This window comes from Roseovarius mucosus DSM 17069 (assembly GCF_000768555.3).
Classification (GTDB): domain Bacteria; phylum Pseudomonadota; class Alphaproteobacteria; order Rhodobacterales; family Rhodobacteraceae; genus Roseovarius; species Roseovarius mucosus.
In genome coordinates this window covers 726,962-743,392 of sequence record NZ_KN293975.1, presented here as the reverse complement: position 1 = coordinate 743,392, position 16,431 = coordinate 726,962, and the positions used below count along the sequence as shown (strand labels likewise).

15 protein-coding genes are annotated in these 16,431 nt (G+C 62.7%); 8 read left to right on the top strand and 7 right to left on the bottom strand.

Annotated features, from left to right (window positions below; all coding sequences use genetic code 11):
* Positions 1–37: 37 nt before the first annotated feature.
* Entirely contained in the window at positions 38–1,255 is a 1,218-nt protein-coding gene (locus tag ROSMUC_RS03745; protein ID WP_037269651.1) for a HAMP domain-containing protein, read from the top strand.
* Positions 1,256–1,445: 190 nt separating this feature from the next.
* Here the strand turns inward: ROSMUC_RS03745 and ROSMUC_RS21545 are convergent, their stop codons facing one another.
* The 5 genes from ROSMUC_RS21545 to sciP form a co-directional block, all read right to left on the bottom strand.
* Positions 1,446–1,568, bottom strand: a complete 123-nt coding sequence (locus ROSMUC_RS21545) for a hypothetical protein (protein WP_281256573.1) — start codon at positions 1,566–1,568, stop codon at positions 1,446–1,448.
* Positions 1,569–1,665: 97 nt separating this feature from the next.
* A complete protein-coding gene (recG, locus tag ROSMUC_RS03740) occupies positions 1,666–3,756 on the bottom strand; it encodes an ATP-dependent DNA helicase RecG (protein ID WP_037269648.1) in 2,091 nt (696 codons plus the stop codon).
* Positions 3,753–5,873: an NAD-dependent DNA ligase LigA gene (ligA, locus tag ROSMUC_RS03735; RefSeq protein WP_037269926.1), complete on the bottom strand. Its 2,121-nt coding sequence runs from the start codon at positions 5,871–5,873 to the stop codon at positions 3,753–3,755. Before ligA ends, recG begins: the two co-directional genes overlap by 4 nt.
* A gap of 104 nt (positions 5,874–5,977) precedes the next feature.
* Entirely contained in the window at positions 5,978–6,694 is a 717-nt protein-coding gene (gene ctrA / locus ROSMUC_RS03730) for a response regulator transcription factor CtrA (protein WP_037269646.1), read from the bottom strand.
* A gap of 101 nt (positions 6,695–6,795) precedes the next feature.
* Positions 6,796–7,068: a CtrA inhibitor SciP gene (gene sciP / locus ROSMUC_RS03725; protein WP_037269644.1), complete on the bottom strand. Its 273-nt coding sequence runs from the start codon at positions 7,066–7,068 to the stop codon at positions 6,796–6,798.
* A 123-nt stretch (positions 7,069–7,191) separates the two neighbouring features.
* Here sciP and mnmA point away from each other — a divergent pair, with 123 nt between their 5' ends.
* Positions 7,192–8,337: a tRNA 2-thiouridine(34) synthase MnmA gene (gene mnmA, locus ROSMUC_RS03720; protein ID WP_037269642.1), complete on the top strand. Its 1,146-nt coding sequence runs from the start codon at positions 7,192–7,194 to the stop codon at positions 8,335–8,337.
* Between the two features lie 26 nt (positions 8,338–8,363).
* Here the strand turns inward: mnmA and ychF are convergent, their stop codons facing one another.
* Positions 8,364–9,461 carry a redox-regulated ATPase YchF gene (ychF, locus tag ROSMUC_RS03715; RefSeq protein WP_037269924.1) on the bottom strand — a complete coding sequence of 366 codons (1,098 nt, stop codon included), beginning with the start codon at positions 9,459–9,461 and terminating at the stop codon, positions 8,364–8,366.
* Positions 9,462–9,587: 126 nt separating this feature from the next.
* Here ychF and trpA point away from each other — a divergent pair, with 126 nt between their 5' ends.
* From trpA to ROSMUC_RS03695, 4 genes are all read left to right on the top strand, one after another.
* Positions 9,588–10,379, top strand: a complete 792-nt coding sequence (gene trpA, locus ROSMUC_RS03710) for a tryptophan synthase subunit alpha (protein ID WP_037269640.1) — start codon at positions 9,588–9,590, stop codon at positions 10,377–10,379.
* A 218-nt stretch (positions 10,380–10,597) separates the two neighbouring features.
* A complete protein-coding gene (locus ROSMUC_RS03705; RefSeq protein WP_037269922.1) occupies positions 10,598–10,948 on the top strand; it encodes a hypothetical protein in 351 nt (116 codons plus the stop codon).
* Positions 10,842–12,218, top strand: coding sequence for a DNA-packaging protein (locus ROSMUC_RS03700; protein ID WP_483880250.1), 1,377 nt, complete (start codon positions 10,842–10,844; stop codon positions 12,216–12,218). Before ROSMUC_RS03705 ends, ROSMUC_RS03700 begins: the two co-directional genes overlap by 107 nt.
* Positions 12,219–12,309: 91 nt before the next feature.
* Complete coding sequence (locus ROSMUC_RS03695) at positions 12,310–12,786, top strand: REP-associated tyrosine transposase (RefSeq protein ID WP_037269638.1); 477 nt, start codon at positions 12,310–12,312, stop codon at positions 12,784–12,786.
* Positions 12,787–12,879: 93 nt separating this feature from the next.
* Here the strand turns inward: ROSMUC_RS03695 and thyX are convergent, their stop codons facing one another.
* The gene (thyX, locus tag ROSMUC_RS03690) at positions 12,880–13,794 is read right to left on the bottom strand and encodes an FAD-dependent thymidylate synthase (protein ID WP_037269919.1); all 915 of its coding nucleotides are present in this window, start codon (positions 13,792–13,794) and stop codon (positions 12,880–12,882) included.
* Positions 13,795–13,999: 205 nt separating this feature from the next.
* Here thyX and ROSMUC_RS03685 point away from each other — a divergent pair, with 205 nt between their 5' ends.
* Positions 14,000–15,040, top strand: a complete 1,041-nt coding sequence (locus ROSMUC_RS03685; protein WP_075571704.1) for a HupA family protein — start codon at positions 14,000–14,002, stop codon at positions 15,038–15,040.
* A gap of 1 nt (position 15,041) precedes the next feature.
* The gene (locus ROSMUC_RS03680) at positions 15,042–16,397 is read left to right on the top strand and encodes a hypothetical protein (protein ID WP_037269634.1); all 1,356 of its coding nucleotides are present in this window, start codon (positions 15,042–15,044) and stop codon (positions 16,395–16,397) included.
* The last annotated feature ends 34 nt before the right edge of the window (positions 16,398–16,431 follow it).

Here is a 16,431-nt window from a genome sequence, read left to right as displayed (position 1 = left end):
GCGCTACCTCCCCTGCAGAAACGCCGGGGACAGCGCCATGACAGGGCAGAAACTCGACCAGAACAGCCCTCTGATCGGGCGATTTGATCAGTCCTTTTTGATCCACATGATCCGCGACTTCTTCATCATCCTGTTGATGGTGACGGTGCTGGAATTCGCGCTCAAGGCGGGGATGGTCTATTACAAGTTCCGGGTGCATGGCCCCTCCGACGCCCAAGAGGCGGCGCAGGATCTGGCGGACAACGTGCGCTCGATCATGCGCAACGAGGGCGGGCCGGTGGCCGCGCGCACGGTCTATCCGATCCTTCAGGACAATTGGGACGGGCTGGGTTATCGCATCGCGATCATTCCCTCGGATGTGACGATCCGATCCATCCAGCAGGGATTCGAGTTTACCCCCGAGGGGTTGCCGCGCGGCCAGTGGCCCGACACCGCCCATGCAAGTGCGACGCTCGCCATCACGGCAGAGCCCTTTTGCCTTGCCTGCCATACCGAGGCGGCGGTGGGCGATGTGCTGGGCGAGGTGACGGTGCGGCGCGATCTGGCCACCGATTTTTCGCAATGGATCGAGGATATGCGCCTGACTGGCCTCTTGGCCTTAGCCAAGATCGTGCTGCACTCGGTCCTTTTGTTCCTGATCCTGCGCGCGCGGCTCGAGCCGCTGTTGGGCCTGCGTACGGTGGTCAGCAATCTGGCGCGCGCCTACGGCGGCCTCAACCACCGCGCTGACATCCGCAGCGCCGATGAATTCGGCGTATTGGCGCGCGATCTCAACCTCTTTCTTGACCGCATTACCCGGTTGATGGGCGAGCTTGACGAGGTGCTGCAACGGGTGGTCACGGTCAATGATGACATCGTCACCATCCAGAGCGATCTTCGCGACCGGATCGACACGCTGACCGGGCGCATCCGAAGGCTGGAACGCGCCGCGATGCTGAGCGCCAAGTCAGAGCCGCGCCTCTCACAAGCGTGGTTTGATACAGCACGCCGGGCGGTATCAGACCTGCGCAACCAAACCCCTGAGGATGCAGGTGCCCTGATCGAGGATCTGCGCGCCGTGGTCGCCAATGCCGAGGCGCAGATTGCCGGAAGCGAGGCGCTCTTTTCCGATCTGGGCGCCCTGGGAGATGAGAGCGAGCGCCTGCGCCATGTGATGTCCGAAATGATCCGTCTGGAAGAGCGGATGAAAGGCATCGTCGACACCGGGAGCGTGCTGGTACAGCGCCTGCGCCCTGCCCCCATGCCCTCGGAATGAAAAAACCGCCGCACGCTTGGGACAGCGGCGGCGGCAAAGTTGAGCGGGTCACAGGCCCCGGACATTCGGGAGGAATGAGGCAATTCCCGAAAACCGGTTAGGACAGGTGGTGTGGCGCATCCCCAGAGTTGGGACAGGAGGGATGCCGCCATCGCCGGGACAAACCCGCAGGCAGAAACTCAGGCAGAAATCACAAAAGGCCGGGCAGATAGAGCGCACCCACAAGCGTGACCATGAGCGCAAGCGCGCCAATCGCATCGCCGATAATCGTATCCTGCGCACGGGTCGCAGTCGTCTTGATCTGGTGCAACATCTGGGGGCTCCTTCTGAAAACCTCTGTGTTGCTGCTTTGTTCTCATATCGACCCACTCAAGTAAAGAACTTTTTGAGAACATAAGTGAACAAAATATCTAACCTACTGAAATCAAACGGATCGCCTGATCCTGCTCCATCAACCACAAGAGCACCCGCGCCGCCCGCCCCCGGTCTGACACGAGGTCGGGATCGTCATGCAACAGCTTGCGCGCGTCCGATTGCGCCACCGCCATCAGCGCCGATTGCGATTCGAGATCGGCAATCCGAAACCGCGGCAACCCCGATTGTGCCGTGCCAATGAGATCACCCGCACCGCGCATCTCGAGATCGACCTCGCTGATCCGAAATCCGTCCTCGGTGTCGCGCATTGTCGTTAACCGCCGCTCACCGCCTTCGCTCAGCGGCGCCTGATACATCAAGAGACAGGTCGAGGCCACCTGCCCGCGCCCCACGCGCCCGCGTAACTGGTGCAACTGCGCGAGACCGAAACTTTCGGCGCGCTCGATCACCATGATCGAGGCATTGGGCACATCCACCCCCACTTCGATCACCGTGGTCGAGACCAGAACGCTGGTCTCACCGCGTTGAAAGGCGGCCATGGCGGCATCCTTGTCCTCGGGCGGCATCTGGCCATGCACCAGCCCCACGAGCCCATCACCCAAGGCCGCGCGCAGGCGTTTGAACCGCTCCTCGGCGCTGCTGAGGTCCACCACCTCGCTTTCCTCGACCAGGGGGCAGACCCAATAGGCCTGCCGCCCTTCGGCGATGGCGCGGCGCAGATGGTCGACCACCTCGTCAATCCGCCCCATGCTGATGAGTGCCGTCTTGATCGGTTGCCGGCCGGGCGGTTTTTCGTCCAGCACCGAGACATCCATATCGCCATATTGCGCAAGGGCCAGACTGCGCGGAATCGGCGTCGCCGTCATCACCAGCACATCCGCCTGCGCGCCCTTCTGGCCCAGTTCAAGACGTTGGCGCACGCCAAATCGGTGTTGCTCATCGACAATCGCCAGACGCAGATCGGCGAATTCGACGTCCCTTTGGAACACCGCATGGGTGCCCACCAGAATCTGAATATCGCCGCGCGCCAAGGCGGCCAGCTTGGCGCGCCGCTCCGCCCCCTTGTCGCGCCCCGTCAGGATTTCGAGCACGACACCGGCACTCTCGGCCAAGGGGCGCAGCCCCTGCAGATGCTGTCGTGCGAGGATTTCCGTGGGGGCCATCATCACCCCCTGCCCACCCGCCTCGACCGCAATCAAGAGCGCCTTGAACGCCACCAGCGTCTTGCCCGCGCCTACATCCCCCTGCAGCAGCCGGTTCATCCGTTGGGGTGCGGCCATATCGGCGGCAATCTCGGCAATCGCCCGTGTCTGCGCCCCGGTGAGCGCATAGGGCAGCGCCGCGAGCACCCGCGCCTGCAAGCGCCCGGTGCCCACCGTCGCGCGTCCCTTGGCACGGCGCAGTTTCGAACGGGCCAGGGCCAGCGTCATCTGATGCGCCATCAACTCGTCATAGGCCAGCCGCTCGCGCGCGGGATATGCGGGCGACAGATCCCGCGCCTCTTGCGGCCGGTGGACAGCGCGTATCGCATCCGCCCAATCGGGCCAGCCCGCCTGCGCCTTTTGCACCGGGTCGATCCATTCGGTCAGATCGGGCAGACGCGTCAACGCCGATTGCACCCCCTTGGCCATGACCCGCTGCGTGACACCGGCGGTCAGTGGATAGACCGGCTCGAAATCCGGAATCTCGCCCGCATCCTCAACGGGCAGCATATGGTCGGGATGCACCATCTGCGCGATCCCATCGAAAAGCTCGGCCTTGCCCGACACGATCCGCCGCGCGCCGGTGGGCAGCATTTTGCGCAGGTATTCATCCCGCGCATGAAAGAAAATAAGGTGAAAACTGGTCGCGGCATCCTCGACCACCACGCGATAGGGGCCCCCTTTGCGCGCGGGCGGGCGATGCTGGCCCACCGTCACTTCGACCGTCACTATGCCCGGTAGCTCTGCCCCCTGCACCGTAGCCCGACGGCGGCGATCCACACCCGTATGCGGCAACGTCAGCAACAGGTCTCGTGGCCGCGCAATCTCGAGCGCGGTAAGGCTCTGCGCGGTCTTGGGGCCGATCCCTTCCAGCGTTTCCAGTCCCGCAAACAGCGGAAAGAGGATTTCCGGCCGCCCGCTCATGCGTCCCCGATGAGGGCGAGCCAGCCATCCTCGTCAATCGTCTCGATCCCCAATTCCTCGGCCTTCTTCGCCTTGGACCCGGCCCCCGGACCGGCCACCAACAGGTCCGTCTTGGCACTGACCGAGCCTGCAACCTTCGCCCCGAGGCTCTCGGCCCGCGCCTTGGCCTCGGCCCGCGTCATCTTTTCCAGCGTGCCGGTGAAAACTACGGTCTTGCCGGCCACCGGGCTGCCCTCGGTCCTGGGGCGCGCGGCCTCTTCCACCGTGAGATGTTTGGTCAAACGCTCGATGCTGTCGCGCTCATGTGGCTCTGCAAAGGCTCCGACAAGGGCGCGCGCCATCACCGTGCCCACCCCGTCGATGCCAAGCAGGCGCTCCCATTCCGGCCCGTCAAAACCCTTCGCCGCATCCATCGCGGCGATGAACTCCTCCCAAGTACCGTAATTGCGCGCAATGAGCGTGCTGGCCTGCTCGCCCACATGCCGGATGCCAAGCGCAAAGAGCAATCGGCCAAAGGGGATTTTTCTTTTTTCTTCGATCGCTTCAAAGAGGTTCTTCGCGCTCTTTTCTCCCCAGCCTTCGCGGTTCTTCAGCTGTTGCAGGCCAGAGCCATAGCGCTCTTGCAGGGTAAAGATATCCGCAGGTTCCTTGATCCAACCATCGCGGTAGAATTGTTCCACCTGCTTGGCCCCCAGCCCCTCGATGTCAAAGGCGGCGCGGGACACGAAATGCTTGAGCTTTTCGACCGCCTGCGCGGGGCAGATAAGGCCGCCCATACAGCGGCGCACGGCGTCGCCCTCTTCGCGCACCGCATCCGATCCACATTCCGGGCATGAGGTGGGAAAGACGAACGGTGCCGCATCCTCTGCCCGCTTCGTCAGGTCCACATCGGCCACCTTGGGGATCACATCGCCTGCGCGATAGACCTGCACCCAATCGCCCACGCGAATATCCTTGCCGCCGCGGATGACCTCGCCCTTGCTGTCGCGCCCGGCGATGTAATCCTCATTATGCAGCGTGGCATTGCTGACCACGACCCCGCCAACCGTGACGGGCGTCAGCCGCGCCACCGGGCTCAGCGCCCCGGTGCGCCCCACTTGAATGTCGATCGCCTCAAGCCGCGTCCAGGCCAGTTCGGCGGGGAATTTATGCGCAATCGCCCACCGTGGCGTGGTCGAGCGAAACCCAAGCCGCGCTTGCAGCCCCAGATCATTGACCTTGTAGACCACACCGTCGATGTCATAGCCCAAGGTGGCCCGTGCCTGCTCGATCCGCGCGTAATGCTCAAGCAGCGCCTCCACCCCATCACAGAGCACCGTCAACGGATTGGTTTGAAACCCGAGCGCCGCCAGCCGTTCAATCGCCCCCATCTGCGTTTCGGCCAGGGGCGCGCTCACCTCGCCCCAGCTATAGGCAAAGAACCGCAGCGGCCGCGCGGCTGTGATCGACGCATCCAGTTGCCGCAATGATCCGGCGGCGGCATTACGCGGATTGGCAAAGACCTTGTCGGATTTGGCTGATTGCCGCGCGTTCAGCGCCTCAAAATCGGCATGGCTCATGTAAACTTCGCCGCGCACTTCCAGAACCTCGGGCGCATCCTTCAAGGTCTCGGGAATATCGGTGATCGTGCGGGCGTTGGCGGTCACGTTCTCACCCACCTCGCCATCGCCGCGGGTCGCCGCCTGCACCAACCTGCCGCTTTCATACCTCAGGCTCAGGCTCAGCCCGTCGATCTTGGGCTCTGCGGTATAGGCAAGCGGGGCGTCATCGGACAGGCCCAGATACCGGCGGATGCGGGTATCGAACTCCGCCACATCCTCGGCTTCGAACGCATTGCCAAGGCTGAGCATCCGGACGCTATGCGCCACCTTGGCAAAGCCCTCGGACGGGGCCGCACCCACCTGTTCAGATGGGCTGTCCGGCCGCTTGAGCGCGGGAAACCGTGCCTCGATGGCCGCATTGCGCGCCTTCAGCGCGTCATAGTCGGCATCCGTGATCTCGGGCGCATCCTCGGTGTGATAGGCCCGGTTCGCCGCCGCCAAGAGCGCGGCAAGCCGCGCTAACTCGGCCCCCGCCTCACCTTCGGTCAGATCCTCAACGGCAATCCTGTCGGTCATCGGCCCCTCTCTGATCGCGGTTGCGGCGGCCATTGCCTGCCCGCCCCATGCCTGATCAGAGTGATAGTGCCCGACCCGTCCAGCGTCCAGAGCCTGCGCAGCCTTCAGGCCCCGATCGCCAGCGGCCGCCCCCCCAACGTTGCCTGTTCGGGGTCGCGCAGCACATAACCGCGCCCCCAGACCGTCTCGATGTAATTGACACCGTCCGTGGCCTCCGACAGCTTCTTGCGCAGTTTGCAGATGAACACGTCGATGATCTTGAGCTCCGGCTCATCCATGCCGCCATAGAGATGGTTGAGAAACATCTCCTTGGTCAGCGTGGTGCCCTTGCGCAGGCTCAACAGCTCCAGCATCTGATATTCCTTGCCGGTCAAATGCACCGGCTTTCCGCCCGCATCCACCGTCTTGGCGTCGAGATTGACATTGATCTTGCCGGTGCGGATCACCGATTGCGAATGTCCCTTGGACCGTCGGATGATCGCGTGGATACGCGCCACCAGCTCATCGCGATGAAACGGCTTGGTCAGATAGTCATCCGCGCCAAATCCGAACCCCTTGATCTTGCTGTCCGTGTCATCCGCCCCCGAAAGGATCAGGATCGGCGTGGCAATCCGCGCCAGCCGCAATTGCCGCAGCACCTCATGCCCGTTCATATCCGGCAGGCCCAGATCGAGCAGGATCAGGTCGTAATCATAGAGTTTGGCCAGGTCGATGCCCTCTTCCCCCAGATCGGTGGTGTAGACATTGAGATTGGCATGGGTCAGCATCAACTCGATGCTTTTGGATGTCGTCGGATCGTCCTCGACCAAAAGTACGCGCATTGGGAACTCCTTGGAACATTGCTTCGATACCGATCACACTGGTCAAAAATGGTTAACTACCCGTTACCATTGTTTTGACCTCCCATTCACTCAACTTCCGGTTACCGGTATGTACCCAGGGCCGTGACCTTGAGCGCCGCCTCGCCATGCTTGGCCACCGCCGCGATCCATGTGTCAAATTCCTCCTCGCTGAGCCCATAGGTCTCCAACGCCTCGCGCCGTGAGATCAGCCCATAGGCCACCCCCCGCACCACTTTGAGCTTGCGCGACGCAACCCATCGCACCGTATCGCTGGGCGGCAAATCCGCCCTGCTGAACACCGTTCCATCCGCCAGGGTCACAGCCCTTGGCCCTTCCACTTTCTTCAGATACATGACGCTCACCCCTTTGGTCTGATACGCCCAGAATGACGGTTTCAGGCTTAATGCGGGGTGAAACCGGGCCTTGAGAGTGTTTAGGATTTTCCTATATTCTGAAGAACCTTCGCGGAGACCGCCATGCCACTGGATACGAACAAACCCCTGAATTCGCTTGGATTCCCCAAGTCTCCGGCGGAAACGCGGGTGGTGGTCGCCATGTCAGGCGGTGTCGACAGCTCTGTCGTGGCCGCGCATCTGGCCGCAGAGGGCTATGATGTGGTCGGCGTCACGCTACAACTTTACGACCATGGCGCGGCCCTGGCCAAGAAGGGCGCCTGCTGCGCCGGGATCGACATTCACGACGCCCGCCGCGTGGCCGAAGAGATGGGCTTTCCGCATTACGTGCTGGATTACGAGAACATCTTTCGCGATGCCGTGATTGACGAATTCGCCGACAGCTATCTTGCGGGGGCCACGCCCGTCCCCTGCATCCGCTGCAACGAGCGGGTGAAGTTCAAGGACCTCTTGGAAACCGCCCGCGATCTTGAGGCTGATTGCATGGCCACCGGCCATTATATCCAGCGCAAGATGGGCGCGCAGGGGCCGGAACTGCATAGCGCCACTGATTCGGCGCGCGATCAGTCCTATTTCCTCTTCTCCACCACGCCCGAACAGCTCGAGTTCCTGCGCTTCCCGCTGGGGCATCTGCCCTCGAAACAAGCGACCCGCGATCTGGCCGCACAATACGGCCTGCAAGTCGCGGACAAGCCCGACAGTCAGGACATCTGCTTTGTCCCGAACGGCAATTACGCCAGCGTTATTGAAAAGCTGCGCCCCGGTGCCGCCGAACCGGGCGAGATTGTCCATGCCGATGGCCGCATCCTTGGCACCCATGAGGGCGTGATCCATTACACCATCGGACAGCGGCGCGGTCTGGGTATCGGCGGGCTGGAAGAGCCGCTTTATGTCGTGCGCCTTGATGTCGATGCCCGCCGCGTCATCGTCGGCCCCAAGGAGATGCTCTCGACCCGCACCGTGCCCCTGCGCGAAATCAACTGGCTGGGCGATACACCCCTCACCTCTCAGGCGGAATGGCATATCTCGGTCAAGGTCCGCTCCACCCGCCCCCCGCGCGAGGCGGTGCTGCGGCCCATTTCCGCCACCGAGGCGACCGTCGAATTGCTGACACCGGAAGAAGGCGTGTCCCCCGGTCAGGCCTGCGTGTTCTATGAAACCACCGGCACGCGCGTGCTCGGCGGCGGCTGGATCTGGCGCGGGGTCTAAGCCGCGCCTTCCGCCTGTCGCCCCGCTCAGGTGTTGAATAGAAAGTGCAAAACGTCGCCATCCTTGACGACATAGCCCTTGCCCTCGGACCGCATCTTGCCCGCGTCCTTGGCCTTTTGCTCGCCGCCCAAGGATACGAAATCGTCATAGGCAATGGTTTCCGCCCGGATGAACCCGCGCTCGAAATCACCATGGATGACCCCCGCCGCCTTGGGCGCGGGCGTGCCCGCCGGGATGGTCCAGGCACGCGCCTCCTTGGGGCCGACGGTGAAATAGGTCTCTAGATGCAAAAGGCCATAACCGGCCCGGATCAGCCGATCCAGCCCTGCCTCTTCCAGCCCCATTTCCGTCAGAAACATCTCTGCCTCTTCCGGATCGAGCTTGGATATTTCCTCCTCGATCTGGGCTGAAATCACCACCGACGCCGCACCCTGTTCGGCCGCCATTTTGGCCACCGCATCCGAATGGGCGTTGCCCGTAGCGGCATTGGCCTCATCCACGTTGCAGACATAGAGGATCGGCTTGGCGGTCAGAAGTTGCAGCATTTTCCAAGCCTTGGCATCTTCGGCATCTACCGCCACCGTGCGCGCGGGGCGTCCGGCCTCAAGTGCGGCCTGCGCCAGCCCCAGAAGCCGCTCGGCTTGTGCTGCGTCCTTGTCGCCCCCCTTGAGCTTGCGTTGCAGGCCCGCGCGGCGCTTTTCGACCGACTCGAGATCGGCCAGCATCAGTTCGGTCTCGATCACCTCGGCATCCGCCACCGGATCGACGCGCCCCTCGACATGGGTCACATCTCCATCCTCAAAGCAGCGCAGCACATGGGCAATCGCATCCGTCTCTCGGATATTGGCCAGAAACTGATTGCCGAGCCCCTCGCCCTTGGAGGCGCCCTTGACCAACCCGGCGATGTCCACAAAGGTCATGCGCGTGGGAATGATCTGTTTCGATCCGGCAATCTCGGCCAGTTTGTCGAGCCGCGCATCGGGCACGGCCACCTCGCCCACATTGGGCTCGATGGTGCAAAAGGGAAAATTCGCCGCCTGCGCCGCAGCGGTGCGGGTGAGCGCGTTGAAGAGCGTGGATTTGCCCACATTGGGCAGGCCCACGATTCCCATTTTAAAGCCCATCTCAGACCCTCCATGCCTTGAATTGCGCGCATCTACGGGTTTGCGCGGCCCAAGGTCAAGCCGGGCATTGATTTCCCGCGCGCTTTGCGCCAAACCCGCACGGACCCATTCAGAGGACAAAGCCGCATGACACGCATCGACGCCAAATTCGCAGAGCTGAAGGCCGCCGGAAAGAAGGCCTTCGTTTCCTATATCATGGCGGGCGATCCGGATTATGACACCTCTCTCGCGGTGATGCAGGGGCTGCCCGGCGCGGGCGTGGATATTATCGAATTGGGCGTGCCCTTTACCGACCCGATGGCCGATGGTCCGACGATCCAACTGGCCGGCCAGCGGGCACTGGCCGCCGGCATGACGCTTGAGAAAACGCTGGCCATGGCGCGCGAATTCCGCAAGGGCGACGATACAACGCCCATCGTGCTGATGGGCTATTACAACCCGATCTACAATCGTGGCGTGGACAAGTTCCTGACCGATGCCAAGGCCGCTGGGATCGACGGGCTGATCGTGGTCGACCTGCCCCCCGAAGAGGATGACGAACTCTGTGTTCCGGCTTCGAAGGCGGGAATGAACTTCATCCGCCTCGCCACACCGACCACCGATGACAAACGCCTGCCCAAGGTGCTCGAAAACACCTCCGGCTTTGTCTACTATGTGTCGATCACCGGCATCACCGGGGCGGCGGCGGCAGAGGCGGCGGATGTCGCCCCCGAAGTCGCGCGCATCAAGGCACAAACCGATCTTCCGGTGATCGTGGGCTTTGGCATCCGCACGCCCGAAACCGCCCAAACCATCGCCAGCGTCGCCGATGGCTGCGTCGTGGGCTCGGCCATCGTGGGCGAGATTGCCAAAGGCAGTTCGGTTGACGAGGTGCTGAGCTTTGTCAAAGGTCTGGCCGACGGCGCACATCGCGCCTGAGCGCCACGCCGAATAGTTAACAAAACGTAAACATACCGGATACTTGCGGGCCGAAGCTAAAGCGCTGAAACTTGACTCGGCGCGCGGTCTCTCGTATAGGTTGTGACATGCTGGACGAATTGGGCAACGGCCCCGGGGGAAACCCCGGCGGCCGTTTTTTCGTGCCGTTCAGCCAGAGGGGCCCACCGAAACACACCACTCATGAGGCAAGAGCACGCATGGTTTTGATCACCCCCGACGAGGGGCCCACCGGCCTGACCACCTCGATCAACGCGCTGGAACAGCAATTGGCCGATATGCGCGCGGATCTGGCAGAGATCTATCAACGGATCAGGTCCGGCAACCTCGATGAACTGAAAAACGCGACCAAGGCCACCACCGAAATCCGGCAATGGCTCAAGATCGCACTGGAAGCGGAGACACAGCTTGAACGACGCAGAAAAGAAGACCTTGGCATTGTCCATGGATACGCCCTCGATTTCGACGACGCCCGGCATCAGATCGGGTGCCGACTGGATCGTCTCAAACGGGCCAGTTGTAAGGGAAGACTTCCTCGATGCCCTGAGTGACGGCGAACTCATGGCCCTGCCCTATCTCTTTGAATTCTGGGCGCTGCCGCATCAACTGCCCCCTTCGGGCGAGTGGCGGACATGGGTCATCATGGGCGGGCGCGGGGCGGGCAAGACGCGCGCCGGGGCCGAATGGGTGCGGTCCGAGGTCGAAGGCGCGCGCCCCATGGATGCAGGCCGCTGCAGGCGGATCGCACTTGTGGGTGAAACCATCGATCAGGTGCGCGAGGTGATGATCTTTGGCGAGAGCGGGATTCTCGCCTGTTCGCCCCCCGACCGCCGCCCCGAGTGGCAGGCCACGCGCAAGCGACTGATCTGGCCCAACGGCGCCGTGGCACAGGCCTTTTCCGCCCATGATCCCGAGGGGCTGCGCGGCCCGCAATTCGACGGGGCCTGGGTCGATGAGCTGGCCAAATGGAAACGCGCGCGCGAGACTTGGGACATGCTGCAATTCGGCCTGCGCCTGGGCGACAATCCTCGCGTCTGTGTCACAACCACACCGCGCAATGTCGGCGTGCTCAAGGATATTCTCGCCGCCTCCAGCACCGTCACCACCTCTGCCCCAACCGAGGCCAACAGCGCCTATCTCGCCGAAGGCTTCCTTGACGAGGTGCGCGCGCGCTACGCGGGCACGCGGCTTGGGCGACAGGAACTGGACGGGCTGCTGATCGACGAGGCCGAGGATGCGCTCTGGACCCCCGCGATGATCGAGGCGACCCGGATCGAAACCCTGCCCGAATTTGACCGGGTGGTGGTGGCGGTCGATCCGCCCGTCACGGGCCATTCGGGATCGGATGAATGTGGGATCATCGTGGTGGGCGCGATCACGCGCGGCCCGGTGCAGGACTGGCGCGCCTATGTGCTGGCCGATGCCAGCGTCAACGCCGCCAACCCCGCCCGCTGGGCGCGCGCCGCGATCCGCGCGCGCGAACTCTGGGGGGCAGAGCGCGTGGTGGCCGAGGTCAACCAGGGCGGCGATCTGGTGGAACAGGTGATCCGGCAGGTCGATCCCCTCGTGCCCCTGCGCAAGGTCCACGCCAGCCGGGGCAAGGTGGCACGGGCCGAACCTGTGGCAGCACTCTATGAACAGGGCCGGGTGCATCACGCGCGCGGGCTTGGCGCGCTCGAGGATCAGATGTGCGCCATGACCGCGCGCGGCTATGAGGGGCGCGGCAGCCCCGACCGTGTCGATGCCCTCGTCTGGGCGCTCACCGATCTGATTGTCGAACCGGCCTCGAAATGGGTCCGCCCACGGGTGCGGGGGGTGTGATTGGGTGCCTCCGTAGGGTGCGCATTCATTGCGCACCAACACTCTCACGGCCGATAACCATCCCTTAACCCTGCCGTGGTTCTCTGAACCCATGTCCGACTATATCCGCCCCCGGTTTCCCGGTGCCTGCGTCTTTTTCACCGTGACGCTCGCCAACCGCCGCTCAGACCTGCTCACCCGTGAAATCGCGGCTCTGCGCGCGGCGGTCCGACGCACCAAGACCGAGCGGCCCTTTACGATCAACGCTTGGGTCGTCCTGCCAGACCATATGCACTGTGTCTGGACCCTGCCCGAGGGGGATTGCGATTTCTCGACCCGCTGGAGCGTGATCAAGGCCCGGTTCTCGCGCGCCATGCCCCCCGCGCCCCGCCGTGCCAGTCACGTGGCCCGACGCGAGCATGGGATCTGGCAACGGCGGTTCTGGGAGCATCACCTCCGCAGCGATGCGGACAAAAGCGCCGCAATCCGCTATTGCTGGATCAATCCGGTGAAACATGGGTTGGCCGCGCGACCAGAGGATTGGGCCTATTCCTCGATCCACCGCGATGGCCCGGTGCATTGGCCGTAGGGTGCGCATTCATTGCGCACCATTGTCACCGGCGAAAACCCCACCCCACACCCCGGCTCTCTCGACCGGACCGGTGCGCAATAAATGCGCACCCTACGCAGACCCTTTCACAACTCCCTCGAACTCCCGCCATTCGCCCTTGCTCATGCCCGAAGTCTCTTGCGTCACGACCTCGCCCTTCAGCATCCGCCGCACACAATCCAGCGCGGTAGCTGACAACGTCGCCCCGCCCATGCGGTAATCCTCGAACGCCTTATAGGCATAGGGCACCCAATCGGCCACAAGGCGGCAAATCTCCTCGGCATAGACGCGGATTTCGTATTGGGCGTGCGCGTCGGCGCGCAGGCGCAGGAAATGCAATAGGTTGTGCAGATCGACCTTCCAATACCATTGCGTATAGATATTGGCGGGCAGGTTCATACGCGCCAGTTCGCGCGCCAGCCCCTGCTGGCCTTCCTGCGAAATCATACCCTCGTAATGGTCATAGCAGCGCATCGCGTCCTCGGTCAGGATGCGCAACACGCGCTGCGCCTCTTCCCCTTCGAGCGCGGCCCCCCGCCCCTGATTGTTGGTCGTCGATTGCGCCGCCAGCATATCGGGCGCAGGTATGTAGAACTCGCGATCCAATATCGAATAGCGCGCCGAATATTCATTCACATTCGCGGTGCGGTGCCGGATCCACTGTCGCGCCACGAATACCGGCAGCTTCACATGCAGCTTCAATTCGCACATCTCGAACGGGGTCGAATGCCAGTGCCGCATGAGGTAGCGAATAAGCCCCTCATCGTTCTGCACATGCTTGGTCCCCGCGCCGTAACTCACGCGCGCCGCCTGCACGATGGCAGCATCATCGCCCATATAGTCGATCACCCGGACAAAGCCGTGATCGAGCACCGGATAGGCGGTGTAGAGATGCTGTTCCATCCCCGCCGCCGTGGCGCGCAGGGTGCTTTGGCTCTGCGCGCGCTGCGCGTCGATTTCGGCCTGTTGGTCGGGGCTGAGGGGCATGGCGAGGCCTTTCATCACAAGAACGAGTCGGAGATCACTATATCTTGGGGATCACCCATGCGCCAAGCCCATATCGGGTGCTTGCCCATGCGCCACAGGGGGGCAGTTTTTGCAATCCGCAGATGTATCGGGAATTGACTTTTAAAGGCAATGGCCTGAACGTCGCTGCAAAACAACTATAAAACATATTGAGGGCAGTCTCATCATGAAACATATCGTGGCAGGCCTGATGGCCGCTGCCCTATTGGGCGGCTGTGGGGGTGGCGGATCGTCCAACCCGTTTGACGGCGCAGGAGAGGATACAACAACGCCTCCCCCTGAGGACGGCACCATCACAAGTACAACCCCGGTGTCTGTGCCAGCAGGATTGGCAGGAGACATCGACAGTGTCTCCTTTGATCCGGTGAGTGGCACGGTATCCGTTGTCGGGCTTACCCTCGACGAAGTACCTTTTACCGCAGTCTATCGCCGCCGTCCGGGACTGGACCGAGACGGATATTTGGCGTTTACCGCGCAAGACGATCCTCTTGACCGACATTTCACGCTATACGCAGGGCAGTCCAACAACAGCGGCGCTGTCCGTGCGGCTGTCGCGAGCAGCCCCGGACCACGAAACCGCTCTTTTATGGGCGGCTTCTTTGAGCGCGATGGCGGTTACACGCCGCCTACGGTTTCTCCCACATCTGGCCTTGTCAGCTACGCTGGTAAATATGTCGGCGTAACCAACACAACAGATTCAGTCGGTGCCGATCTCTTGCCACAACCCCCGGGGACGCCTACGCCTCTCATTGTGCCGCAGGCCAGCTCTGTCACCGGTGATGTCTTTATAAACGCTGACTTCGCTGACAACAGCGTTGAGGGGAATATCTTCAACCGCGTGCTGATAAGAGATGCGTCAAATCCGTCAAACCCGTTAGCGCCTGCAACAGAGTTGCCAAACTTGGTTTTGATAACAGCAGGGATTGCCGCGAATGGCACATTTAACGGAACGGTTGAGTATGACCCAAGGGATCCGCGATCAAATACCGACACACAAGTCCAAACAGGCTCCTACGGGGGCGTCTTCGGCGGCCCCAATGCTGAAGGGGTCGCAGGTGTCGTGAACCTGACGGGCTTCGACGGCGATGGCGACCCGCTGGGATTTGAGAACGAACTCGAATCTGGGATTTTCGTTCTGGATCAGTGTGGTGCGGCCGTAAGCGACGCAATTTGTGCGCTTGTAAACCCGGGCGCTGGCACGCCGTAACATGCGGCGTCTTTGTGCCAGTCTCGTCTTGATCGTCATGGGCCTTGCCGCACATGGCGATCAACTCAACCTCACCCTAGCCCAGGCCGATGCGCTGGCGGCCCAAGCCCTGGGCGCAGGTCAGCCGCGCTTGGCCTATGACCTCAGCAAAGGTCTCTTGCAGGCCGACCGCCGCAACCCCCGCGCGCATTATTATCAGGCCTTGGCCCTCGCTCAGGCCAAGGCCTATGGGGCCGCCGAAAAGAAAGCGGCCCTCGCCTATTGGCATGCCAAGACGGACGATCAGCGCTTTCAGGCCGCCAATCTCGCGGCCCAACTCAGCTTTGCGGATGACAGATTCACCGGCTCGCAATTCTGGCTGCGCCGCGCGGTCGATCACGCCCCCGATGAGGTGGCCCGCGCCCAGACCGTCACCGCCTTTCAGAACGTGCGCGCGCGCAACCCGTTGCGGTTCGATTTCCGCTTTTCCACAACCCCCTCGGACAATGTGAACAACGGGGCCAACAGCCCGCTCAACGTGATCGACGGCGTGCCGGTGGTGGGCACGCTCAGCCCCTCGGCACAGGCGCTTTCGGGCTGGATCACCACGGCGCAAGCCGCCCTCTCCTACCGCCTTGCCAAAAGCGACGGGCGCGAGACACGGGCGCGTGCCCGCGTCAACGCCCGGCGGGTCGATATTTCAGACTCCGTGCCGGGGCTGAGCGGCGATGACCTCTCCTCGACGGTCGCGGAACTGGGATTGACCCAATATCTGCGCGGCACGAGCGCAGCGGTGACATGGAAATTCGACCTCGACGGCGGGCGCGTCTGGTATGCGGACAATCCGCTCTATGATTTCGCACGGGTCGGCGCCACGCGCCATCACCGGTTGACCGACCGCCTGATGCTGAGCTTTGGTGGCAGCTTCGAGGATCAACACTACGAGAGCGCGCGCGGCGCCGACAGCACTGTTGCCAGCGGCTTTGCCGGGGTCGGCCTGACCCTTGAGAGTGGCGCGCAGATCGGCTTTCAGGTGCAATATCGCGACACCGACAGCAACGGCATCAACCGCGCCTCGGATCAATGGACCGGCATTGCCAGCTATCAGCTGGGCCGCGACATCGGCCCCGCCAGCCTCGAATTTTCGCTTGGGCTTAGCCAGCTGGACTATTCCAGCTATCAGGTCGGCTTTATCAGCGTGCCGGGCGGGCGTGACGACCGATCCGTGTTCGGCGGCGTCACAGCCACGTTCAACGACTGGGGCTACATGGGCTTTGTCCCCACCCTCACCGTGACCAGCGAACGCAGCGACTCCAATATCAGCCGCTTCGACGTCGAGGAAACCTCGATCACCCTCGGTATCCGGTCCGAGTTCTGAGCCACCGCGCCCCAGATTGCCCTCGACACCGGCG